The organism is Pseudomonas sp. B3(2017), assembly GCF_002113595.1.
Taxonomy (GTDB): Bacteria; Pseudomonadota; Gammaproteobacteria; order Pseudomonadales; family Pseudomonadaceae; genus Aquipseudomonas; species Aquipseudomonas ekonensis.
Genome location: NZ_NEIU01000002.1, coordinates 102,944 through 125,603, shown reverse-complemented (window position 1 = coordinate 125,603; position 22,660 = coordinate 102,944). Strand labels below are relative to the sequence as shown.

At 66.1% G+C, this 22,660-nt stretch carries 19 protein-coding genes; 5 read left to right on the top strand and 14 right to left on the bottom strand.

Annotation, left to right across the window (positions count from 1 at the left end; all coding sequences use genetic code 11):
* Positions 1-3 precede the first annotated feature (3 nt).
* Complete coding sequence (gene creD / locus CAG33_RS03175) at positions 4-1,371, top strand: cell envelope integrity protein CreD (protein ID WP_085586790.1); 1,368 nt, start codon at positions 4-6, stop codon at positions 1,369-1,371.
* 175 nt (positions 1,372-1,546) lie between these two features.
* Here creD and CAG33_RS03165 read toward each other — a convergent pair whose 3' ends face one another.
* The 6 genes from CAG33_RS03165 to CAG33_RS03140 all read right to left on the bottom strand — a co-directional run bounded on the left by CAG33_RS03165 (position 1,547) and on the right by CAG33_RS03140 (position 7,990).
* Complete coding sequence (locus tag CAG33_RS03165; protein WP_085636889.1) at positions 1,547-2,176, bottom strand: glutathione S-transferase family protein; 630 nt, start codon at positions 2,174-2,176, stop codon at positions 1,547-1,549.
* Positions 2,177-2,478: 302 nt separating this feature from the next.
* Positions 2,479-2,658, bottom strand: a complete 180-nt coding sequence (locus CAG33_RS03160) for a hypothetical protein (RefSeq protein WP_085586793.1) — start codon at positions 2,656-2,658, stop codon at positions 2,479-2,481.
* Positions 2,655-3,785: a PepSY domain-containing protein gene (locus tag CAG33_RS03155; RefSeq protein ID WP_085586794.1), complete on the bottom strand. Its 1,131-nt coding sequence runs from the start codon at positions 3,783-3,785 to the stop codon at positions 2,655-2,657. The genes CAG33_RS03160 and CAG33_RS03155 overlap by 4 nt, the downstream gene beginning before the upstream one ends.
* 74 nt (positions 3,786-3,859) lie before the next feature.
* Positions 3,860-6,286, bottom strand: a complete 2,427-nt coding sequence (locus CAG33_RS03150) for a TonB-dependent siderophore receptor (RefSeq protein ID WP_085636886.1) — start codon at positions 6,284-6,286, stop codon at positions 3,860-3,862.
* A 217-nt stretch (positions 6,287-6,503) separates the two neighbouring features.
* Positions 6,504-7,475 (bottom strand): FecR domain-containing protein, encoded by a 972-nt coding sequence (locus CAG33_RS03145; RefSeq protein ID WP_085629965.1) that lies wholly within the window; start codon positions 7,473-7,475, stop codon positions 6,504-6,506.
* Positions 7,472-7,990, bottom strand: coding sequence for an RNA polymerase sigma factor (locus CAG33_RS03140; protein ID WP_085629963.1), 519 nt, complete (start codon positions 7,988-7,990; stop codon positions 7,472-7,474). The genes CAG33_RS03145 and CAG33_RS03140 overlap by 4 nt, the downstream gene beginning before the upstream one ends.
* A gap of 302 nt (positions 7,991-8,292) precedes the next feature.
* On the opposite strand from CAG33_RS03140, the gene CAG33_RS03135 reads away from it, so the two are divergent.
* A complete protein-coding gene (locus CAG33_RS03135) occupies positions 8,293-8,619 on the top strand; it encodes a hypothetical protein (RefSeq protein ID WP_085586798.1) in 327 nt (108 codons plus the stop codon).
* A 53-nt stretch (positions 8,620-8,672) separates the two neighbouring features.
* On the opposite strand, the gene CAG33_RS03130 is transcribed toward CAG33_RS03135, so the two are convergent.
* Both CAG33_RS03130 and CAG33_RS03125 read right to left on the bottom strand, forming a co-directional pair.
* Positions 8,673-9,380 (bottom strand): PolC-type DNA polymerase III, encoded by a 708-nt coding sequence (locus CAG33_RS03130; RefSeq protein ID WP_085586799.1) that lies wholly within the window; start codon positions 9,378-9,380, stop codon positions 8,673-8,675.
* Positions 9,377-11,311 (bottom strand): putative nucleotidyltransferase substrate binding domain-containing protein, encoded by a 1,935-nt coding sequence (locus CAG33_RS03125; protein ID WP_305879797.1) that lies wholly within the window; start codon positions 11,309-11,311, stop codon positions 9,377-9,379. The genes CAG33_RS03130 and CAG33_RS03125 overlap by 4 nt, the downstream gene beginning before the upstream one ends.
* 255 nt (positions 11,312-11,566) lie before the next feature.
* On the opposite strand from CAG33_RS03125, the gene CAG33_RS03120 reads away from it, so the two are divergent.
* Complete coding sequence (locus CAG33_RS03120) at positions 11,567-12,025, top strand: response regulator (protein ID WP_085586801.1); 459 nt, start codon at positions 11,567-11,569, stop codon at positions 12,023-12,025.
* 280 nt (positions 12,026-12,305) lie between these two features.
* Here the strand turns inward: CAG33_RS03120 and CAG33_RS03115 are convergent, their stop codons facing one another.
* Complete coding sequence (locus tag CAG33_RS03115) at positions 12,306-14,483, bottom strand: malate synthase G (RefSeq protein ID WP_085586802.1); 2,178 nt, start codon at positions 14,481-14,483, stop codon at positions 12,306-12,308.
* A gap of 564 nt (positions 14,484-15,047) precedes the next feature.
* Here CAG33_RS03115 and CAG33_RS03110 point away from each other — a divergent pair.
* Positions 15,048-15,566 carry a glycine cleavage system protein R gene (locus tag CAG33_RS03110; RefSeq protein WP_085586803.1) on the top strand — a complete coding sequence of 173 codons (519 nt, stop codon included), beginning with the start codon at positions 15,048-15,050 and terminating at the stop codon, positions 15,564-15,566.
* A 223-nt stretch (positions 15,567-15,789) separates the two neighbouring features.
* On the opposite strand, the gene rarD is transcribed toward CAG33_RS03110, so the two are convergent.
* The 5 genes from rarD to CAG33_RS03085 form a co-directional block, all read right to left on the bottom strand.
* The gene (gene rarD / locus CAG33_RS03105; RefSeq protein WP_085586804.1) at positions 15,790-16,677 is read right to left on the bottom strand and encodes an EamA family transporter RarD; all 888 of its coding nucleotides are present in this window, start codon (positions 16,675-16,677) and stop codon (positions 15,790-15,792) included.
* A 151-nt stretch (positions 16,678-16,828) separates the two neighbouring features.
* Positions 16,829-17,803: a serine/threonine protein kinase gene (locus CAG33_RS03100; protein ID WP_085636880.1), complete on the bottom strand. Its 975-nt coding sequence runs from the start codon at positions 17,801-17,803 to the stop codon at positions 16,829-16,831.
* A gap of 143 nt (positions 17,804-17,946) precedes the next feature.
* Positions 17,947-19,848 carry a PhoX family phosphatase gene (locus CAG33_RS03095; protein ID WP_085636876.1) on the bottom strand — a complete coding sequence of 634 codons (1,902 nt, stop codon included), beginning with the start codon at positions 19,846-19,848 and terminating at the stop codon, positions 17,947-17,949.
* A gap of 70 nt (positions 19,849-19,918) precedes the next feature.
* Complete coding sequence (locus CAG33_RS03090) at positions 19,919-20,683, bottom strand: TOBE domain-containing protein (protein ID WP_085586346.1); 765 nt, start codon at positions 20,681-20,683, stop codon at positions 19,919-19,921.
* Positions 20,684-20,774: 91 nt separating this feature from the next.
* Entirely contained in the window at positions 20,775-21,512 is a 738-nt protein-coding gene (locus CAG33_RS03085; RefSeq protein ID WP_085586344.1) for a ComF family protein, read from the bottom strand.
* A gap of 91 nt (positions 21,513-21,603) precedes the next feature.
* Here CAG33_RS03085 and bioB point away from each other — a divergent pair, with 91 nt between their 5' ends.
* A complete protein-coding gene (gene bioB, locus CAG33_RS03080; protein WP_085586342.1) occupies positions 21,604-22,659 on the top strand; it encodes a biotin synthase BioB in 1,056 nt (351 codons plus the stop codon).
* Position 22,660: the final 1 nt, after the last annotated feature.

The window sequence follows — 22,660 nt, the reverse complement described above, 5'->3', positions numbered from 1 at the left end:
CCCATGAACAAGAACCTTGCATTGAAACTCGGGGCGATCGCCCTGCTGATCCTGCTGTTGCTGGTGCCTTTGCTGATGATCGAAGGCGTGATCGACGAGCGCCAGCAGTTGCGTGACGGGGTGCTGGAAGACATCGCCCGCAGTTCCAGCTACAGCCAGCAGGTGAGCGGGCCGGTGATGGTGGTGCCGTACCGCAAGACTGTCCGTATCTGGAAGACCAACGAGAAGACCAACCAGCGCTATGAAGAGCTCAGCGAAGCCCGCGGACGGCTGTACTTCCTGCCGGAGCGCTTCGAGCTCGACGGCCAGGTGCAGACCGAACTGCGTGCCCGCGGCATCTACGAGGCCAGGCTGTTCCATGCCGACAACCGCCTCAGCGGGCATTTCTCGCTGCCGGCGCAATTGGGCATCAAGGAAGACTTCGCCGACTACCGGTTCGAGGCGCCGTTCCTGGCCGTGGCCATCAGCGACATCCGCGGCATCGAAAACGCGCTGAAGCTGGAACTCGACGGCCAGCGCCTGGACTTCGTGCCCGGCACCGAAGTGGGCTGGCTCGGCGAAGGCGTGCGGGTGACGCTGCCGCCGCTGGACGCCGGCAAGGCCACGCAGCTGACGTTCGGCTTCGACCTGCGCCTGCAAGGCACCGGCTCGCTGCAGGTGCTGCCGGTGGGCAAGACCAGCCGTGTGAGCCTGGCCGCTAACTGGCCGCATCCCAGCTTCGTCGGCAACTTCCTGCCGGCCAAACGGGAGATCACCGATCAGGGCTTCACCGCCGACTGGCAGACCTCGTTCTTCTCCACCAACCTGCAGGAGGCCATGCAGCACTGCGTGGCGGGGGATTGCGAAGGGTTCAACGGGCGCCGCTTCGGCGTGAGCTTCATCGATCCGGTGGACCAATACCTCAAGAGCGACCGGGCGATCAAATATGCGCTGCTGTTCATCGTCCTGACCTTCGCCGGCTTCTTCCTGTTCGAGGTGCTCAAAGGCCTGGCGGTGCACCCGGTGCAATATGCGCTGGTGGGCGTGGCGCTGGCGTTCTTCTATCTGTTGCTGCTGTCGTTGTCGGAGCACATCGGCTTCGCCCTGGCGTATCTGCTGTCGGCCGGCGCCTGTGTGCTGCTGATCGGTTTCTATGTGTGCCACGTGCTGCGCAGCGTGCGCCACGGCCTGAGTTTCTCGGCGGGGCTGGCGGCGCTGTACGGCCTGCTCTACGGCTTGCTGAGCGCCGAAGACTACGCGCTGCTGATGGGCTCGCTGCTGTTGTTCGGGCTGCTGGGCGTGTTCATGGTGCTGACCCGCAAGCTGGACTGGTACGGGATCGGGCAGAAACCGGCCAAGCCGCTGGAGTTTGACCTGGGGGCGGTGCAATGAGCCGGTCGTTGGGGTTGCGCGAGGACCGGCGCGAGGCGCAGGTGCTGGTGACGCTGATCCTTGGGTGGTTGCCGGAGGAACCGAGGTGGCGCCGTCGCGAGCAGGCTAGCTCCCGCACGGAGCCGCAGACACGTGTGGGAGAAAGGCCGCTCGCGGTGAGGCCCGAACGGCCGGCCTAGGCCTTGGGCATCGTCGCGATCATCGAAGGCCGCTGGCTCACCTCGAAGTACCAGTTGGCCAGTTGTGGATTGGCCGTGCGCCAGTCCATGTCCGGGAAGCGCAGGTCGAGGTAGCCCAGGGCGCAGGCCAGGCTGATCGCGGCGACGTCGAAGTGGCTGGTGAGTTCGGCGATGGCGTCGCGCTCCAGCAGGGCGAGGGTGCGGCGGATCTTGTCGCGCTGGGCGTCGAGCCATTCTTCCCAGTGCTTTTCCGGGGCGCGCAGGGCCTGTTCGTAGCGCACCGTGACGGCGGCGTCCATGATCCCGTCGGCCATCGAGGCCAGGGTCAGGCGCCGCCAGCGGGCCGAGCCGTCGCGGGGGATCAGCGGGTTGCCGACGTGCTGATGGTCGAGGTAGTCGAGGATCACCCGGCTGTCATGGATGACGTTGCCGTCGGCCAGGCGCAGGGCCGGGATCTTGCCCAGGGGGTTGTCGTGGTTCAGCGCCGCGTCCGGGCTGACGGGGCTGAGGACGCAATCGTGCAGGGCCATGCGGTTCTGCTGGCCGGTCTCGTGCAGCAGCACCATGATCTTGCGCACGAATGGGGACAGGGTGTTGTGGAACAGGGTCATGCTGGGGGCGGACATGGGCAAACCTCGGCAATCGGCGAAAATGCAGAGGTCTAGCCTAGTGAGTTCCGGCGCGGCTGGCGAGGGCTTGATGGTGTCTGGTCAGGCCCTTTCGCGGGCAAGTCCGACCGCGCAGGTCTTGTGCACGACATAGATCCTGTGGGAGCAGCTGTCTTGCTTCTGTCCTGCGGCGCCTGGACTGCCGCCATCGCTGGCAAGCCAGCTCCCACAGAGTTCTCGGTTGAATGCAAAGTGAGGGGGCACCGCAAAACATTGTGGGAGCGGGCTTGCCCGCGATGAGGCCCGGCAGGCCTGCACACTCACCGGCGCGCGAGCAATCCCCTCATCCCCAGCCACGCCGGCACGCCCAGGCCGATCCAGCTCAAGGCGTCCCAGATCCCGTCCCCCAGCAGCGCCGCGAACAGCCCGGCGGCGCTGAGCAGCGCGATCACCAGCGGCGTGCTGAAGACTTTCCAGAAATTCGACCGGCGCGGCTTCATGCTGACGCCTCCGTCGCTTGCGGCAGGGCCTTGGCCGCCTTGCGCCGCACCACCCACAGGTACACGCCGCTGCCGAGCACGATGATGGTCAGCACATCGAGGGTGGCCCAGAGGATTTTCATCGGCATGCCGCCGTAGTCGCCGAAGTGCAGCGGCTGCGACATGCCCATGGCGTCCATGTACCACGGCCGCTCAGCCACGGCCGTGACCTCAAGGGTGCTGGCGTCGATCAGCACCGGCGTCAGCAGGTGCGAGGTCAGGTGGGTGCCGCCCTTCATGAACACCGCGTAATGGTGCTCGCTGGAGAACCGCGTGCCGGGGAAGGCGATGAAGTCCGGCTGCATGTCCGGCGCGACTTCGGCGGCGATGTCGAGCAGGCGGGTGGCCGGTGCCCGCAGGGTCAGCGGCGGCGCGTCGCGGTAGGGCTCGACCAGGGCGGCGAGCGCGTCGTTGCGCCAGGCGGAGATGAGCAGGTCGGCGCAGGCGCTGATGACGCCGGTGACCCCCACCACCAGCGCCCAGGTCAGGGTGACGACGCCGATCAGGTTGTGCAGGTCGAGCCAGCGCAGGCGGGCGGACTTGTCCCGGCGCACGGTGGCGAACTCCAGCCGGCGCATGAACGGCAGGTACAGCACCGTGCCGGAGACGATCGCCACCACGAACAACACCCCCATGAACGCCAGCAGCAGCTTGCCCGGCAGGCCGGCGAACATGTCCACGTGCAGGCGCAGGATGAACAGCATCAGGCCGCCGTTGGCCGCCGGCGTCTCCACGGCTTCGCCGGTGCGGGCATCGAGCATGAAGGAGTGCGACGAGTTGGGTTCGGTGCCGGCGGTCTTCGCCATGATCGCCAGCACGCCGTTGGGTTCGTCCTCTTCGAAACCGAAGTACTGCACGACTTCGTCGGGGCGATGGCGTTCGGCGGCCTCCACCAGTTGCGCCAGGTTCAGGCGCGGGGTGTCGGCGGGCATTTCGCGAAACTCCGGCGCGTCGCCGAGCAGGTGTTCGATCTCGTGGTGGAACACCAGCGGCAGGCCGGTCAGGGCCAACAGCAGCAGGAACACGGTGCAGATCAGGCTGGTCCAGGTGTGCACGAACGACCAGCGACGAATTGTTTTGCTTTTCATTTCATGACCTTCAGAAACGCCAAAGCCGTCCCCGGGGGGACGGCCTGGCTGCGGGGCCGGTTCAGCTCAGTCGCTTACCACTTGTAGGTGGCGCTGGCGACGACGCTGCGCTGGTCGCCGTAGTAGCAGTAGAAGCTGTCGCAGGTGGAGATGTAGTCCTTGTCCAGCAGGTTGGTGGCGTTGATGGCCACCGACGCGCCCTTGAGGCTGTTGTCCAGGCGGCCGAGGTCGTAGTGCACGGCGGCGTCGAACACGGTGTAGGCGTCGGCCTTGCCCAGCCAGGTGTTGGCCTTGTCGCCGTAGGTGTTGCCGGTGTAGCGGGCGCCGGCGCCGATGCCGAAGCCGTCGAGCACGCCGGTGTGCCAGGTGTAGTCGGCCCACAGGGACGCCTGCTGGTTCGGCATCAGTTGCAGGCGGTTGCCCTTGTCGTCACCTTTCTGCACTTCGGACTTGGCCAGGGTGTAGGCGGCGATCACCTTCAGGTTGTCGGTGACGTCGGAGACCGCTTCCAGCTCCAGGCCCTTGACCTTCACTTCACCGGTCTGGCTGGTGAGCGGGATGTTGTTGACGGTGGTGGTGACCGACACGTTTTTCTGGGTCAGGTCATACACGGCGGCCGTCAGCAGGGTCTTGCTGCCGGGCGGCTGGTACTTGATGCCCATTTCCCACTGCTTGCCTTCGGTCGGCTTGAGCGATTCGGTGGAGCTGGAATCGGCGCCGCTGGTGGGCTGGAAGGACTCGGCGTAGGAGATGTACGGCACGAAGCCGTTGTCGAACACGTAGCTTAGCGCCGCGTTGCCGCTGAAGGCCTTGTCGCGGTCGGTGCTGGTGGCGTTGCCCTTGTTGAAGAACTTGGTGCCGGTGTGCACCCAGTCCTCGCGGCCGCCGAGGGTCAGGCGCCATTGGTCGAGGGCCATCTGGTCCTGCATGTACAGGCCGGTCTGGTGGGTCTTCTGGTCGTAGTCGTAGAACGCGGTGGAGCGCGCCGGACGGGTGATCGGCAACCCGTGGATCGGGTTGTTCACGTTGATCGACGGCGCGCTGCCGAAGATCGAGGTGTAGTTGGTGTTGCTGCGCTGGTGATCCAGGCCCAGCAGCAGGGTGTGGCGGATGTCGCCGGTGGCGAAGTCGGCCTGGAAGTTGTTGTCCACGGCGAACTGGCTGATGTCTTCGTCGACGATGGTGGTCGAGCGGCCGACGTTGCCTTCGTTGTCCACCTGGGTGAACGGGTAGGAGCCGACGGTGATGCCCTGGAACGACAGGTCCGACTTGGTGTAGCGCAGGTTCTGCTTGAACTGCCACACGTCGTTGAGGCGGTGCTCGAAGGCATAGCCCAGCGCGTAGTAGGTGCGGTCGTAATATTCCCAGTCCGGATCGCCCAGGTTCTTGTGGTGCGAGACCTTGCCGAACGGCATGTCGATCTTGGTGCCCTGCACCGGCAGGAACTGGCTGGTGATGCCGGTGTCGTCGCGGGTGAACTGGGTCAGCAGGGTGAACTTGGTGTCGTCGTCGATGTTCCAGGTCAGGCTCGGCGCGATGTTGTAGCGCTTGTTGTCGACGTGGTCGATCTGGGTGCCGCTGTCGCGCACCACGCCGCTGATGCCGTAGAGGAACTGACCGGCGTCGTCGATCTTGCCGGTGCTGGCGAAGTTGATCTGGCGGTGGTTGTCGCTGCCGTACTGCAGTTGGATCTCGCTGCTGGCGATGTCGCTGGGACGCCGGCTGACCATGTCCAGCAGGCCGCCCGGCGGGGTCTGGCCGTAGACGGACGAGGCCGGGCCGCGCAGCAGGGCGAGGCGGTCCAGGTTCCAGGTTTCCTGTTTCGGGTTGGCGTAGACGCCTTTGGGCAGCGGCAGGCCGTCGAGGAACTGGGTCGGTTCGAAGCCGCGCACGCGCAGCCAGTCGGCGCGGGTGTCGCTGCCGTAGCTGCTGGCGGTGATGCCGGGCATGTAGCGCACGGCGTCATCGAGGCTGTGCACGCTGCGGTCGTCCATCTGCTGGCGGGTGGCGACGGAGATCGAGCGCGGGGCTTCGACCAGCGCGGTGTCGGTCTTGGTGCCGGCGGCGGTGCGGGTGGCGGTGTAGCCTTCGGCCGGGCCCCAGGCGCTTTCCGTGTTCTCGACGCCGATCACCGAGGTCTCCGGCAGGGCCATCACGCCGTCCGGCACGGCCACCAGGGTGTAGGTGCCGGTGCCGCTCTGCTCCAGTTGCAGGCCGGTGCCGCGCAGGGCCGCGCGCAGGGCGCCGGCCGCATCGTACTGGCCGTTGACCGGCGCCGAGGTCTTGCCGGCCGCCAGCGCGGGATCCAGCGACAGCGCGAGGCCGCCCTGGCTGGCGATCTGGTTCAGGGTGGTGGACAGCGGCGCCGCCGGCAGGTTGTACGCGCGTACGTTCGACGCCTGTTCAGCGGCGATCAGTTGGCTGCTGGCCAGCGGGGTGCAGAGGGCGATGGCGACCGCCAGCAAACTGGGGCGCAACAAGGTGTCTAGCGAACGGGACATACGGCGGCTCCTGAATGGAAATATTTCTCAATTGCCTGTGTGCCGGACGAGATTCGAAAAGTGATAGGGCTGGGTGAAATTTTTTCGGGCGGCGGGATCAGCCCTCTTCGGTGCGGCGGATGGCCCTGTCGCGAGCAAGCCCGCTCCCCCAGGTTTGCGGGTGTTCTCGGGATTCCATGTGGGGGCGCGATGGCGAACGTGCGGACAACGCGATTCTTCAGGGCTTGGCATCGGCCTTGGCGACGGTGACCCACCACGGCGTGTGGTGTTCGATCTGCACCGGCAGGGTCGGCAGCAGGGCGCTCAGGGCCTTGTCGGTGTCGTGCAGCGGGAAGCTGCCGGTGATGCGCAGGTCGGCGACCTCCGGCGCGGTGCCCAGATGGCCGCGGCGGTAGCGGCCGATCTCGCGCACCAGGTCTTCCAGCCGGGCATTGTCCACCACCAGCATGCCGCGGGTCCAGGCATCGGCGCCGGGGTCGAGCGTCGCCACCGGATCCAGGCCGTCGCGGCGGATCAGCACCTGCTGGCCTTCGCGCAGGATGCGCTCCTGCAGATCGCTCTGCGGATGGGCGGCCACCGCCGACTGCAGCACGCTCAGGCGCGTGCCGTGTTCTTCGCGCTTGACCAGGAACCGCGTGCCCAGCGCCCGCATGCTGCCTTCGCGGGTCTCGACGATGAACGGCCGGGCATCGCCGTGGCCGGTCTCGATGAGGACTTCGCCTTCCTGCAGCACGATCAGCCGTTGCCGCTGATCGAAGCGCACATCCACCGCGCTGTGGGTGTTGAGGTTGAGCAAGGTGCCGTCCGTCAGGCGCACGGTGCGCTGTTCGCCGGTGGCGGTGCGCTGGTCGGCCAGCCAGTAGTCCAGCGGCAGGTAGCGCTCGCTGGCGAACAGGGCCAGGCCGACCACCGCCACCATCCCGGCCAGGCCGCTGCCCAGCTTGCGCACCCGGCGGCGTATGCCTTCGCGCGATTGCAGCAGGGCCGTGCGCGCCGGCCCCTTGGCTACGCTGAAACGCTGGTCGAGCATGCCCAATTGGCGCCAGGCGCGGGCGTGCTCTTCGCTGGCGGCGTGCCATTTGGCGAACTCTTCGCGCTCCAGCGGACTGCTGGAATCCAGGGTCAGTTGCCAGGCGATGGCCGCGTCCAGCACATGGGCCGGCACCGGCCGGGAACCGGCGGGGCTCATGTCGGTTCACCGTACAGGGCGATGTAGCACTGGCGGATGCCCTGGGCCAGGTACTGGCGCACACGGGGCACCGACACGCCGAGCTTCTCGGCGATCTCGGCATGGCCGAGGCCGTCGAGGCGGTTATAGAGGAAGGCGGCGCGGGCCTTGGTCGACAGTTGGCCGAGCATCCGGTCGATGGCCTTGAGGTCTTCGAGGATCAGTTGCTGTTCTTCCACCGACGGCTGTTCGCCTTCGGGGATCAGCATCAGTTCGGTCAGGTAGGCCTGTTCCAGCGCGGCGCGGCGGAAATAGTCGAACAGCAGGCCCTTGGCGATGGCCACCAGGAAGGCCCGGGGCTCGCGGGGCACCGGCAGCTTGTCGCGGCCGAGCAGGCGCACGAAGGTGTCCTGGCTCAGATCCTCCGCCCGCTGCGGACACGCCACATTGCGCCGCAACCAGGCCAGCAGCCAACTGCGGTGGTCGCGATACAACGCACCGACGAGCTCACTGTGGGGGCTTTGGGCTGACGACACGATGCATCACCGACTGGGAAGTGTTAACCAACGAGAATTGTTCGCGATTGTGTCAGAGGTGGGAATCGTTAGCAATTGGCCACCGGTCGGGTAATCCCGAGGCGCCGTTGCCTGTGGATGGGATCGCCGGGCGATCAATCCCGTCGACGGCGTAAGTGAGACGGATGATGAAACTTGATCCGGGCGGTGCCGAACGGGTGGGCAACAAGGTAGGATAGGCGGAGTTTATGGCGATATGATGTCATTTGCCTTTCGTTCGTTCGCTTGCAGACGATCGGACGCCGACCCGGAGAAACACCCTGATGAAACTGATTTACCTCGCATTGCCCAGCCTGATTTTCATGGCGGCATGGATTGGCGCATTACTGCTGGGCGAGGCAGGGCGAGTCGGCTGGAACTGGATCGACGACAACGAGCGGCCCATCGAGCGCAATCCCGTGATGGCCCTGGTGCTCAAAACGTTCTTCCGCGAAGGCGGGGACATGCTGGATGTGTGGCTGCAAGTCGTGCTCATTACGTTGTGGCCCCTCTATCTGGCCGGGGCGCTGGTTTACTTCGTCGGATTGCACGCACGCCAACGGCGCCGTCTCGCCAAGCAAAAAAGCCGGGACGGCGTCGCCGTACAATGAGCCTGTGAACAGGCCTGCCCTGCGTCTCCCCGCCCTGCGTCGCGGAGCGGGGATCAGAACGACGGCGCCTGTTGCCGGCGCCTCCACTGGCCCAGGCGCTGCTGCAGGTTCAGCGGGCTGTGGATCTGCTGTTGCCGGGCACGGCTGAACAGGATCAGCGCCAGTTCGGCGGTGGCCAGGGCATCGGCGCTGGCGTGATGGCGCTCGAACACCTCCAGCCGGAACCAGCCGATCCAGTCGTCCAGCCCGGCTTCACGCAAATGCGCCTGCGGACACAGCAGCGGCGCGAGGTCCGCCACGTCGAGAAACACCGACTGCAACTTGTGGCCCAGGTGTTCCTTCACGGCCCGGCCCAGCATGTGCCGGTCGAACGGCGCATGGAAGGCCAGCACCGGGCTGTCGCCGATGAACTCCAGAAGATCGAGCAGCGCCTCGGCCGGATCGCTGCCGGCGGCGATCGCGCTCGGCCCCAGGCCGTGGATCAGCACGCTGGGCCCCAGCTTCATTTCGCGGCATTGCAGGGTGCGTTCGAACTGTTGGCCGAAGTCCACCGCGCCGTCCTCGATCACCACCGCGCCGATCGACAGCACGCGGTCCTTGTTCAGGTTCAGCCCGGTGGTTTCCAGGTCCAGCACCACCCAGCGCTGTTCGCGCAGGCTGCATTCATCCAGCTCGCGGGGCGGCGGCAGCTTCGCCAGCCGTTGCCGCAACGGATCCGGCAGGTCGGGCCCGGCCGGTCGCAGCCACGAGAACAGGTTCATAGCTGATACCGCAACGTCAGGCTGCTTTGCAGGCGTTGGGCCTGGCGCAGGGACTCGCGCAGGATGCGCCGGTCCAAGTGGTTGAGGCTGTCGGGATCGACCCGGTTGGAGTACGGCAGGTTTTCCCGGGTCTGGATCTGATGCTGCTGGAGGCGGGTCTGCTGGATGAAGTGGTAGGCCTCCTCGTAGGCTGCGCCGTCCAGGCGGTCGATGACGTCCTTTTCCACCAGGCTGCGGAAGCGTTCCAGGGTGTTGTTGGCGTCGATGCCGTGGGCAAGCGCCAACAGACGCGCGCCGTCGACGAACGGGGTCAGGCCCTGGACCTTCAGATCCAGCGTGGCCTTTTCGCCGCCCTTGCGCGTCAGCACGAACTCGCGCAGGCGCCCCACGGGCGGACGGTTGCGCAGGGCGTTCTCGGCCATCATGCGCTGGAACAGGCGGTTGTCGCCGACCTGCTCGAGAATGCCGCGGCGCAGTTGCTCGCAGCCTTGCCCGTCGCCCCAGACCACCCGCAGGTCGAAATAGATGCTCGATCCCAGTAGGTTCTCGGGTGTCGCCTCGCGGATGAACGCGGCGAAGCGCCGGGCCCATTCGGCGCGGGACAGGCACAGCTGCGGGTTGCCGGCCATGATGTTGCCCTTGCACAACGCGAAACCGCACTGCGCGAGGCTGTGGTTGATCTGCTGGGCGATCGGCAGCAGCTTGCCGCGGATCTCGGCGGCGTGCGCCGCGTCGCGGGCCTCGAACAGGATGCCGTTGTCCTGGTCGGTGTGCAGGGTCTGTTCGCGTCGGCCCTCGCTGCCGAAGCACAGCCAACTGAAGGGCACGCCGGGATCGCCCTTGTCGGCCAGGGTCAGTTCGATCACCCGGCACACGGTGTGGTCGTTGAGCAGCGTGATGATATGGGTGATCTGGGTGGACGACGCGCCGTGGGCCAGCATCCGCTCCACCAGTTGGCCGATCTCGCCGCGCAGGGCCACCAGTTGCTCGACGCGCTGGGCGCTGCGGATCGTGCGCGCCAGGTGCACCAGGTCGACCCGCTGCAGGGAAAACAGGTCGCGCTCGGACACCACGCCGCACAGGCGCTGCTCCTTGACCAGGCAGACATGGGCGATGTGCCGCTCGGTCATGGCGATGGCCGCGTCGAACGCGCTGTGGTCCGGCGACAGGCAGAAGGGCGACGGGGTCATGTGGCGTTCGATGGGTTCGCTCAGGTCGCCGACGCCTTCGGCCACCACGTGGCGCAGGTCGCGCAGGGTGAAGATCCCCAGCGGCGCCTTGTGCCCGTCCACGGCGACGATGCTGCCGACCTGCTGCTCGTGCATCAGCTTCACCGCGTCGCGCAACGGCGTGGCCGGGGCGCAGGTCACCGGATGCCGCATCGCCAGTTCGCCGAGGCGGGTGTTCAGCGAGTATTGGGTGCCGAGGGTCTCCACGGCCTTTTGCTGGACCTGCTGGTTGACCTGGTCCAGCAGGCTGCTGACGCCGCGCAGGGCGAAATCGCGGAACGGCCCGGAGAGCGCGAACAGTTTGATGAACGCCGGTTTGTTCAGTTGCAGGCAGAAGGTGTCTTCGCCGGCCAGGTGTTCGGTGCGTGTCGCCCGTTCGCCGAGCAGGGCGGCGAGGGGAAAGCACTCGCCGGCGGTGATTTCGAACGTGGTTTCGGTGCCGCCCTTGGCGGTATGGGGCCGTTCGCCGACCACCTGGCCCTGCTTGACGATGTAGAAGTGTTCGACCGGCCCGTCAGCGGGCTTGACGATGCTCTCGCCCTGGCCGTAGAAGCGCAGTTGGCACTGCTCCACCAGGTAGGCCAGGTGGGCATGTTCCATCTGATTGAAGGGCGGGAAGCGCTGAAGGAATTGCAGGGTGCCCTGGATGTTCTGCAATACGGCGGTTTTCCCTGCCTGGGTGAAGGCGTCCGCTTTACTCATGACCATGACCGCAGTTTCTTTGAATTGTTGTTGGAGCGTTGTCGCCATGGTCGGCCCCTGCGGCCGGGGTGCCCATTGGACGTAAGTCTAGGTGGGCAATGCCGTTCGGGGCATTTCGGAAATGCCCTACGTTATCAGTCGGATTTTCTTTTTCCGGCCCCTTGGAAAACAATCCGACGAAGTGCACATTGAAGCTCTGTCCAGCGATGTCTGACCACTGTGCCAGGGGAACGACTTGCCTACGTAGAGAACGCCATGTCCGATCACGATATTTTGAGCGACGCCGAACAGGAGGCGCTGCGGGACGTCATGCTCGAGCCCGCGCTGCCGCCTCAACGGGCATTGATCGTCGACGACGACAAGGACGCCCGGGAGTTGCTGGCGGAGATCCTCGCCTTGGACGGCATCGATTGCGTGACCGCCTCCAGCGGCGAAGAGGCGCTCAGGATGCTGATGCCCGACACGGACAACAAACGGCGGATCGGGTTGGTGATCACCGACCTGCGCATGGAGCACGTGGGGGGGCTTGAGCTGATTCGTCGGGTGCGCGAGTCGGAGCGCGCGGCCCTGCCGATCATCATCGTGTCCGGCGACGCCTCGGTGAAGGACGCCATCGCCGCCATGCACCTGAGCGTGGTGGACTTTCTGCTCAAGCCCATCGACACCGCCAAGCTGCTGCAGTTGGCGAGGCGTGAATTGGGGATGGCGCCCTGACCTTGCTGTGAAGGTTTGTGAGGCCGGTATCTGCTCCCCCCCACTTTTGAACCCGGTTCCCTGTCCGTTGCGCGAGCAGGCGTCTTGGTCTGCGGTGGTCTCGTTGACGCCATCGCCAGCAGGCTGGCTCCCACCTGGTCTTGCAGCGTTCGCAGGTACCCCATTCACCCAAGATTCCGTGTGGGAGCCTGCCTGCTGGCGATGGCGTCAGCCAAGGCGCACCCCAAAAAAAGCCCTGACCGCAAGATCAGGGCTTTTTCGTCTCCGGCGTCAGCGCGGGTTACAGGCCGTTGGCCTTCTTGAACTCGCGGCGGCGGCGGTGCAGCACCGGCTCGGTGTAGCCGTTAGGCTGTCGGGTGCCTTCGATCACCAGTTCGACCGCCGCCTGGAAGGCGATGTTGCGGTCGAAGTCCGGCGCCAGCGGGCGGTACAGCGGGTCGTTGGCGTTCTGACGGTCCACCACCGGCGCCATGCGCTTGAGGCTTTCCATCACCTGGGCCTCGGTGACGACGCCGTGGCGCAGCCAGTTGGCGATGTGCTGGCTGGAGATGCGCAGCGTCGCACGGTCTTCCATCAGGCCGACGTCATTGATGTCCGGCACCTTCGAGCAGCCCACGCCCTGGTCGATCCAGCGCACCACGTAACCGAGGATGCCCTGGGCGTTGTTGTCCAGTTCGTGCTTGATCTGCTCCGGCGTCCAGGTCGGGTTGACCGCCAGCGGGATGGTCAGGATGTCGTCCACCGACGCACGTTCGCGCTTGGCCAGTTCGGCCTGGCGGGCGAACACGTCGACCTTGTGGTAGTGCAGCGCGTGCAGCGCGGCGGCGGTCGGCGACGGCACCCAGGCGGTGTTGGCGCCGGCCAGCGGGTGGGCGATCTTCTGTTCGAGCATCGCCGCCATCAGGTCGGGCATCGCCCACATGCCTTTGCCGATCTGCGCACGGCCTTGCAGGCCGGCGCGCAGGCCGATGTCGACGTTCCAGTTCTCGTAGGCGCCGATCCACTTCTCGGCCTTCATGTCGGCCTTGCGCACGACGGGGCCGGCTTCCATGGAGGTGTGGATCTCATCGCCGGTGCGGTCGAGGAAACCGGTGTTGATGAACACCACGCGCTCGCTGGCCGCCTGGATGCACGCCTTGAGGTTGACCGTGGTGCGGCGCTCCTCGTCCATGATCCCGACCTTCAGGGTATTGCGCGCAAGGCCCAGCACGTCTTCGATGCGGCCGAACAGCTCGTTGGTGAACGCCGCTTCTTCCGGGCCGTGCATCTTCGGCTTGACGATGTAGATCGAGCCGGTGCGGGTGTTCTTGCGCGAGGTGTTGCCGTTGAGGTTGTGCATCGCCGCCAGGCAAGTCACCAGACCGTCGAGGATGCCTTCCGGCACTTCGTTGCCGTGCCGGTCGAGTATCGCGTCGATGGTCATCAGGTGGCCGACGTTGCGCACGAACAGCAGCGAGCGGCCGTGCAGGGTCAGTTCGCTGCCGTCGGCCTTCGTGTAGGTGCGGTCGGGGTTCATGGTGCGGGTGAAGGTCTGGCCGCCCTTGGCCACTTCTTCGGCCAGGTCGCCCTTCATCAGGCCGAGCCAGTTGCGGTAGATCACCACTTTGTCGTCGGCGTCGACGGCGGCCACGGAGTCTTCGCAGTCCATGATGGTGGTCAGCGCCGCTTCCATCAGGATGTCTTTGACGCCGGCGGCGTCGGTCTGGCCGACCGGGGTGGCGGCGTCGACCTGGATCTCGAAGTGCAGGCCGTTGTTCTTCAGCAAGATGGCGAGCGGGGCGTTGGTGTCGCCCTGGAAGCCGATCAGCTGCGCCGGGTTGCGCAGGCCGGTCTCGCTGCCGTTCTTGAGCGAGACGGCCAGTTTGCCGTCAACGATCCTGTAGCCGGTGGAATCGACGTGGGAGCCGGACGCCAGCGGCGCGGCTTCGTCGAGGAAGGCGCGGGCGAAGGCGATGACCTTGTCGCCGCGCACCTTGTTGTAGCCTTTGCCCTTTTCCGCGCCGCCGGCTTCGCTGATGGCGTCGGTGCCGTACAGGGCGTCATACAGCGAACCCCAGCGGGCGTTCGAGGCGTTGAGGGCGAAGCGGGCATTCATCACCGGCACGACCAGTTGCGGGCCTGCGGTGCGGGCGATCTCGTCGTCGACGTTTTGCGTCGTTGCCTGGAAATCGGCGGCTTCGGGCAGCAGGTAGCCGATCTCTTGCAGGAAGGCTTTGTAGGCCGCGGCGTCGTGAGGCTGACCGGCACGGGATTGGTGCCAGCCGTCGATACGGGCCTGGAAATCATCGCGTTTGGCGAGTAGGGCTTTGTTCTTCGGCGCCAGGTCGTGGATGACCTTGTCGGCGCCTTCCCAGAACTGCTCGGCGGTGAGGCCGGAACCGGGAATGGCTTCGTTGTTCACGAAGTCGAACAGGACTTTGGCGACCTGAAGGCCACCGACTTGAACGTGTTCAGTCATTGCTTGCCTCACTCTGCTCAGCTATTTCGCTTTTCAGCTCTTCGAATTGACGATGAAGCCACTGGCCATTTAAACCACAAACCCCTCTACCAGTACATGCCGTCGCCGGCGGCTGGGTTGGCATCCAATCAACGGCTTGGGGCCTTGCTGACGGGGCTTTCGGGGTTGCGGACGTGCCTTGGGCAGACATCGGTCCAACATTATGTAGTGCGCGCTGCGGCATACTACATGATGACCTGCGGTTGTGAAAATCAGACTAATTACGTCGTTCTGCGACCCCATGACGCATTGCGGTCACGGCGCGGAACGGGATGTTCTCAAAAAAGTGCTGGATTGTTCCAGCTAAATATAAAAAGTTGTACACGATTTGTTCTGTGGCCGGGATCGGCGGCGCCTGGGTTCGCGGGCAGGCCCGCTCCCGCAGAAGCTGGGGCGCCCTGGCGGGCGCCATCGCCAGCAGGCTGGCTCCCACCGTTCTGTCGGTGTCGACGGCCCCGCCGCACAGTCTGCCCGCTTGCCTATACTTGCCTTTCCATCACAAAAGTCACGACAGAGGGCTGCGCCATGGATCACCTCGTACTCACCGTCTTCGCCCCGGACAAGCCGGGCCAGGTCGAGCGCATCGCCCAATGCATCGCCGAGCACGGCGGCAACTGGCTGGAGAGCCGCATGTCGCGGATGGCCGGGCAGTTCGCCGGGATCCTGCGGGTGGGCGTGCCGGCGGAGGCTTACGAAGCTTTAGTCGATTCCCTACAGGCGCTGTCGGCCCTGGGCATCCGCGTGCAGATCGCCGAGAGCGGCATCGAGCAGGCCTGCACCTGGAAACCGATCGCCATGGAACTGGTGGGCAACGACCGCCCCGGCATCGTGCGGGACATCACCCGGTTGCTGAGCGAGCAGGGGGTGAACCTGGAGCGGCTGGTGACCGAAGTGCGTCCTGCTCCGATGAGCAGCGAGCCGCTGTTCCACGCCGAGGCGATCCTGGCCGTGCCGCTGACCCTGTCGCTGGATGTGCTGCAGTCGCGGCTGGAGACCCTGGCCGACGACCTGATGGTGGAACTGGTGCTGCGCACAGACCCTTGAGCGCCGGACAGGTTATCCCGTGAAAAGCTGAACCTGGCTGTGGATAACCTGTAGAGACCGCGCGCCAGGCCACGCCGGCCGTGGCTTGGCGAAGATTGATCAAAAAATCACCGCCAATCAGCGACTTGCGCACAATCGGCGGGGATCACGCTGTGGATAAGCTTGGGAAGGAACGGTGCAGGCCACGAGAACCGTGGCCTGCGCAGGGGTGTTCGTTTTTTGATCAGGCGCGCCGGCGCAGGCTCAGCCAGGCATCGACGCTGTACACCGCCAGACCCGCCCAGATGAACATGAACGCCACGAGGGTGCTCGACGACAGGTGCTCGCCGAACAGCAGCACCGCCTGCAGCAGCACCAGGGTCGGCGCCAGGTACTGAAGAAAGCCCAGGGTGGTGTAGGGCAGGTGCCGCGCGGCGGCGTTGAAGCACACCAGCGGCACCAGCGTCACGGGCCCGGCCGCCACCAGCCACCAGGCTTGGGACGTGCTCCAGAATTCGGCCTGGGCGCTGGCCGCGGTCGGGTTGAGCAGCAGCCAGGCGAGCGCGATCGGCACCAGCATCCAGGTCTCCACCACCAGCCCCGGCAACGCCTTGACCGGCGCCTGCTTGCGGATCAGTCCGTAGAAGCCGAAGGACAACGCCAGCGCCAGGGACACCCACGGCAGGCTGCCGACCTGCCACACCTGCTGCGCCACGCCGATGGCCGCCAGCGCCACCGCCAGCCACTGCATGCGCCGCAGGCGTTCGCCGAGGATCAGCATGCCCAGCAGCACGTTCACCAGCGGGTTGATGTAGTAGCCCAGGCTGGCCTCCAGCATGCGGCCGTTGTTCACCGACCACACGTAAGTCAGCCAGTTGGCCGCGATCAGGGTGCCGCTCAGCGCGAGGATGGCCAGGCGCTTGGGGTTTTCCCGCAGTTCGCGCCACCAGCCCGGGTGTTTCCACACCAGCAGCAACAGCGCGCCGAACAGGGCCGACCAGAGCACCCGGTGGATGATGATCTCGACGGCCGGCACGGCGGCGATGGCTTTGAAGTAGAGCGGGAACAGGCCCCAGATGATGTAGGCGCTCAGTCCCAGGATGTACCCGCGGCGCGGGTTGGCGGCTTGCATGCAGAGTCCTTGCTTAGGCAGCTAACAAAGGGGGGATTGTAAGGAGTTTCGCCCTGGAATGTCGCAGTCGATCGCTCAGGAATTCGCGCACAAAAAACGGTGGGAGCGAGCCTGCTCCCACAGGGGAACCTTCCAGGTCGAGGGGGCGGGATCAGAACAGTTTCAGCGGCTCTTCATCCAGCGCCGCCGTTTGCTCGCGCAGCGCCAGCACCTGATCGCCCCAGTAGCGCTCGCTGCCGAACCACGGGAAGCTGCGGGGGAACGCCGGGTCGTCCCAGCGCCGGGCCAGCCAGGCGCTGTAGTGCATCAGGCGCAGGGCCCGCAGCGGCTCGATCAGCGCCAGTTCGCGCGGGTCGAAGTCGTGGAACTCGTTGTAGCCGTCCATCAGCTCGGCCAGTTGTCCGAGGCGTTCCTGGCGGTCGCCGGCCAGCATCATCCAGAGATCCTGCACCGCCGGCCCCATGCGGCAGTCGTCGAGGTCGACGATGTGGAACACGTCGTCGCGGCACAACAGGTTGCCGGGGTGGCAGTCGCCGTGCAGGCGGATGTTGCGGTGCGGGGTGGCGGCGTAAAGGTATTCGACGCGCTTGAGCAGGTCGCGGGCGACGGATTCGTACGCCGGCAGCAGGCTCTTGGGGATGAAATTGCCTTGCAGCAGCGTGTTCAGCGAATCATGGCCGAAGTTGTTCACGGCCAGGGCTTCGCGGTGTTCGAACGGTTGGGTCGCGCCCACGGCATGCAGGCGCCCGAGCAGTTGGCCGAGGCGGTACAACTGATCGAGGTTGCCCGGCTCCGGCGCCCGGCCGCCGCGACGGGGGAACAGGGTGAAGCGGAAACCCTGGTGTTCGTGCAGGGTGTCGTCGTTGTGGATCAACGGCGCCACCACCGGGATCTCGCGTTCGGTCAGTTCCAGGGTGAAGCGGTGCTCTTCCAGGATTGCCGCATCGCTCCAGCGCTGCGGGCGGTAGAACTTGGCGATCAGCGGCTCACTGCCTTCGATGCCGACCTGGTACACGCGGTTTTCGTAGCTGTTGAGCGCCAGGATGCGCGCGTCGCTGAGGAAACCGATGCTCTCGACGGCGTCGAGCACGAGGTCTGGGGTGAGGGTTTCAAACGGGTGGGCCATGCTGACTCCTGCGCGCGGCAGGCGGCCGCGTCCGGCCCGGCATGGTAACGCAGGTGGGCGGTGGGTGTCTGTGCTGACGCCATCGCGGGCAGGCTGGCGCCCCCGTTTCCTGTGGGAGCCAGCCTGCCGGCGATGAGGGCCGGTCAGGCGCCGACGATCCCGCCGTCCTCACGGGTGATCGCCATCACCGACGAGCGCGGCTTGCCGTTGGGCAGGTGCTCGGGGAAGGTCGAGCCGCCGTTCTCGCCCGGATGCTGGATCCCCACGAACAGGGTTCTCTGATCCGGCGAGAAGCTGATCCCGGTCACTTCGCAGCCGATCGGCCCGACCATGAACCGGCGGATCTCACCGGTGGCAGGGTCTGCGCAGAGCATCTGGTTGTTGCCCATCCCGGCGAAGTCGCCGGCGTTGCTCGAATCGCCGTCGGTGAGGATCCACAGGCGCCCGGCCTTGTCGAAGCCCAGCCCGTCGGGGCTGTTGAACATGTTCTGCGGGGTGATGTTGGAGGAGCCGGCCTTCGGCGTGCCGGCGTGCACGCCCGGGTTGCCGGCGACCACGAACAGGTCCCAGGCGAAGGTCTTGGACGCGTGGTCGTCGCGGTCGGTGCGCCAGCGCAGGATCTGCCCGTAGACGTTCTTCGCCCGCGGGTTCGGTCCGCCCACCGGCTGGCCGTCCTCGCCGCGCTTGGCGTTGTTGGTCAGGGTGCAGTAGACCTGGCCGTCCTTGGGGCTGACCACGATCCACTCCGGACGGTCCATGCGCGTGGCGCCGACCACGGTGGCGGCCATCCGCGCGTGGATCAGGACTTCGGCCTGGTCGGCGAAGCCGCTGCTGGCGTCGATGCCGTTCTTGCCGTGGGTCAGTTCGATCCACTGGCCCTGGCCTTTCGGATGGTCGGGGTTGCCGTCGCCGGCGTCGAACTTCGCCACGTACAGGGTGCCGTGGTCGAGCAGGTCGCGGTTGGCTTTCGGGTTGCGGTGGTTGATGCGGTCGCGGCTGACGAACTTGTAGATGAACTCGCCGCGCTCGTCGTCGCCCATGTACACCACGGCGCGGCCGTCGTCGGTTTCGGCCAGGGCGGCGTTCTCATGCTTGAAGCGGCCCAGGGCGGTGCGCTTGACCGGGGTCGACTGCGGGTCGAACGGGTCGATCTCCACCACCCAGCCGTGACGGTTGAGTTCGTTGGGGTTCTTGGCCATGTCGAAGCGCGGGTCGTACGGGTGCCAGTTGATCTCGCGGCTGGCGGCGGACACGCCGTAGCGCTTCTGCGCCGCATCGAACTGTTGCTGGGCGTTGCTGCTGCCGAAGCAGTCGGTGAAGTTCTCTTCGCAGGTCAGGTAGGTGCCCCACGGGGTCTTGCCGTTGGCGCAGTTCTGGAAGGTGCCGAGGACTTTCTTGCCGTGCTTGTCGGCGCTGGTCTTCATCAGTTCGTGGCCGGCGGCCGGGCCGCTGATGCGCAGCGGCGAGTTGCCGTGGATGCGTCGGTTGTAGCGCGAGCCCTGGACGAACTGCCACTGGCCGTTCCTGCGCTGCACCTCGATCACCGACACGCCTTCGCAGGCCAGGGCCTTGCGCACGTCCTCGGCCGACTGCGGCAGGCCACCGTGGGGGTAGAGGTAGCGGTAGTTGGTGTATTCGTTGTTGATCGCCATCAGCGCGCGATTCTTGTCGCCGGGGAATTCGAACAGGCTCATGCCGTCGTTGTTGTCGCCGAACTGCACTTCCTGCGCGGCGGCGGTGCCGTTGCCGCTCGGATCGAAGGCCGGGCCGTTCTTGTGCAGGGGCTGGCCCCAGCTGATCAGCACCGACGAGGTGTAGCCCTTGGGCAGGCTGATGCTGTCGGCGGTGGCGGCGGGAATGCTGTCGAAGCCCAGCAGTCGGCTGTTGCCGGCGCTGACGCCGGCGGCCAGGACGCTGCGGCTCAGCAGGTTGCCGCCGAGGAACATCGCCGCGCCGCACAGCGCGCCGGCGCTGATGAAACCGCGGCGGCTGAGGCCGACCATTTTCTCGAGGTCGGTGGATTGGTTTTCTTCTAATAGGCTCACATCAGGCTCCCTGCTTGGTTTTGGCAGCCACCTTAATGTGGGTCGATGACGCTTTCGTTGCAGGTGCCGGTCAGAGCGGCGTGCCGATCAGCACATTGGAGGGCGAGAACTGCACGCGCACCGGCCGGCCCGGGCCCAGGCCGCGGGTGCGCAGCTCCAGCGGTTCGGCCAGGGCGCAGAGGGTCTGGCCGTTGGGCAGGACGATGCGCACTTCGCTGGGGCCGTCCTCGGCGTCGAGGATCGCTTCGAGGGTGCCGTCCAGAAGATTGTGACCGGGTGTTGCAGGCTGATCCTTGCCCAGCAGTTCGAGCCAGCCCGCCTTGATCAACGCCACCACGCCAGTGCCCGGCTCAAGCTCCAGGTGCACGGTGCTGTCGTGGGTGATCTGCGCCGCGATGCAGAGGTGCTCGGCCAGTTGCAGGCGGATCAGGTCGTTGCGGCCCTGACCTTCGATGGCCACGACCTTGCCGTGCAACTGGTTGCGGGCGCTGGTGCGCAGCATCAGCCGGCCGAGCAGGTCCAGGTCGCTGGCGTCCTCGGCGGCTTCCAGCACCTGGGCCTGCAGGGCCTGGAGCTTCTGGTACAGGCGCAGCACCCGTTCGCCCTCTTCGGACAGCTTCGCCCCGCCGCCGCCCTTGCCGCCCACGGCCCGTTCCACCAGCGGCTTCTGCGCCAGGTTGTTCAGTTCGTCGATGGCGTCCCAGGCGGCTTTGTAGCTCAGGCCGGCACTCTTGGCGGCGCGGGTGATCGAGCCCTGTTCGGCGATGTGTTGCAGCAGGGCGATGCGCTGCGGGCGACGGGCGATGTGCTGGGACAACAGGGTGGGCAGGGACATGGCGGTGGCTTTGAACTCGGCTGATGGGGTGTGAAGTTGGCGGCTTGCGCCACCGGAGTCAAGCCAGGCGCAGCGCCTGGCAGGCTCGCGCCTACCGGGGATCGGGCTTCGGCGTGCGCGCCAGGCAGTAGACGTCCACCCGCGCGGCCCCGGCATTGCGCAACAGCCGGGCGAGGGCCTGGGCGGTGGCGCCGGTGGTCAGCACGTCATCGACCAGCGCCAGGTGCCGCCCCTTGACCGCTGCGTCCGGCGCCAGGGCAAACGCCGTGCGCAGGTTGCGTTTGCGCGCTTTCGCGTCGAGGGCCTGCTGGGCGTCGGTGTCGAGGACTCGCTGCAGTATGTCGTCCTCGCTAGGCAGCCCGAGCCGCTCGCCCAGCCAGCGGGCGAGCATCTGCGCTTGGTTGAACCCTCGTCGGCGCAAGCGCTGGCGTGCCAGCGGCACGGGCAACAGGGCGTCCGGGCGCGGCAGGCCCTCATCGAAGCGATAGTGCAGGAACTGGCCGAGAACGTCGGCGAGCAGGTGGCCGAGCGGCCATTTGGCATTGTGTTTGAAGCGCGTGATCAGGCTGTCCACCGGAAAGCCGTAGGCCCAGGGCACGGCGACCTGTTCGAACGCCGGCGGATCCTTCAGGCAGTCGCCGCAGGTCAGGCCGGGCGCCGGCAAGGGCAGGGCGCAGGTCAGGCACTGATCGCCCAGCCATGGCAACTCGGTTTCGCAGGCCGGGCACAGGGGTGTTTCGGCGTCTGCCGGCTCATCGCAGAGCAGACAGGTCTGATTGTTTTTTAACCAGATGTAAACCGGCCAATTGACATGTGGTTGACAGTGCATCGCTCTTCCTTAAATATGGCGAACATCCGTGTCGCGCCTGTGGGTATTCCATTGCCTGCGGCGCCAGCCAAGCATAACCAAGGAAACGCCCATGAGCGCGAGCACCACTGCCACCCTGCGTCACGATTGGTCTTTGGCCGAAGTCAAAGCGCTGTTCGTCCAGCCGTTCAACGACCTGCTGTTCCAGGCGCAGACCGTGCACCGCGCGCATTTCGACGCGAACCGCGTCCAGGTGTCCACCCTGCTGTCGATCAAGACCGGCGCCTGCCCGGAAGACTGCAAGTACTGCCCGCAGTCCGGCCACTACAACACCGGGCTGGAAAAAGAAAAACTGATGGAAGTGCAGAAGGTGCTGGAAGAGGCCGCCCGCGCCAAAGCCATCGGCTCCACCCGCTTCTGCATGGGCGCGGCCTGGAAGCACCCGTCGGCCAAGGACATGCCTTACGTGCTGAAGATGGTCGAGGGCGTGAAGGCCCTGGGCCTGGAAACCTGCATGACCCTGGGCCGTCTCGACCAGGAGCAGACCCAGGCCCTGGCCAAGGCCGGTCTGGACTACTACAACCACAACCTCGACACCTCGCCCGAGTTCTACGGCAGCATCATCACCACCCGCACCTACAGCGAGCGCCTGCAGACCCTGGCCTATGTGCGCGATGCGGGCATGAAGATCTGCTCCGGCGGCATCCTCGGCATGGGCGAATCCCTCGACGACCGCGCCAACCTGCTGATCCAGCTCGCCAACCTGCCGGAGCACCCGGAATCGGTGCCGATCAACATGCTGGTGAAAGTCGCCGGCACGCCGCTGGAGAACGCCGAAGACGTCGACCCGTTCGACTTCATCCGCATGCTGGCCGTGGCCCGGATCCTGATGCCCAAGTCCCATGTGCGCCTGTCCGCCGGCCGTGAGGCGATGAACGAGCAGATGCAGGCCCTGGCGTTCTTCGCCGGCGCCAACTCGATTTTCTACGGCGAGAAACTGCTGACCACCGCCAACCCGCAGGCCGACAAGGACATGCGCCTGTTCGCTCGCCTGGGCATCCAGCCTGAGGCCCGCGAAGAGCATTCCGATGAGGTGCATCAGGCCGCCATCGAGCAGGCCCTGGTGGAGCAGAAGAGCAGCGAGCAGTTCTACAACGCCGCCGTCTGAA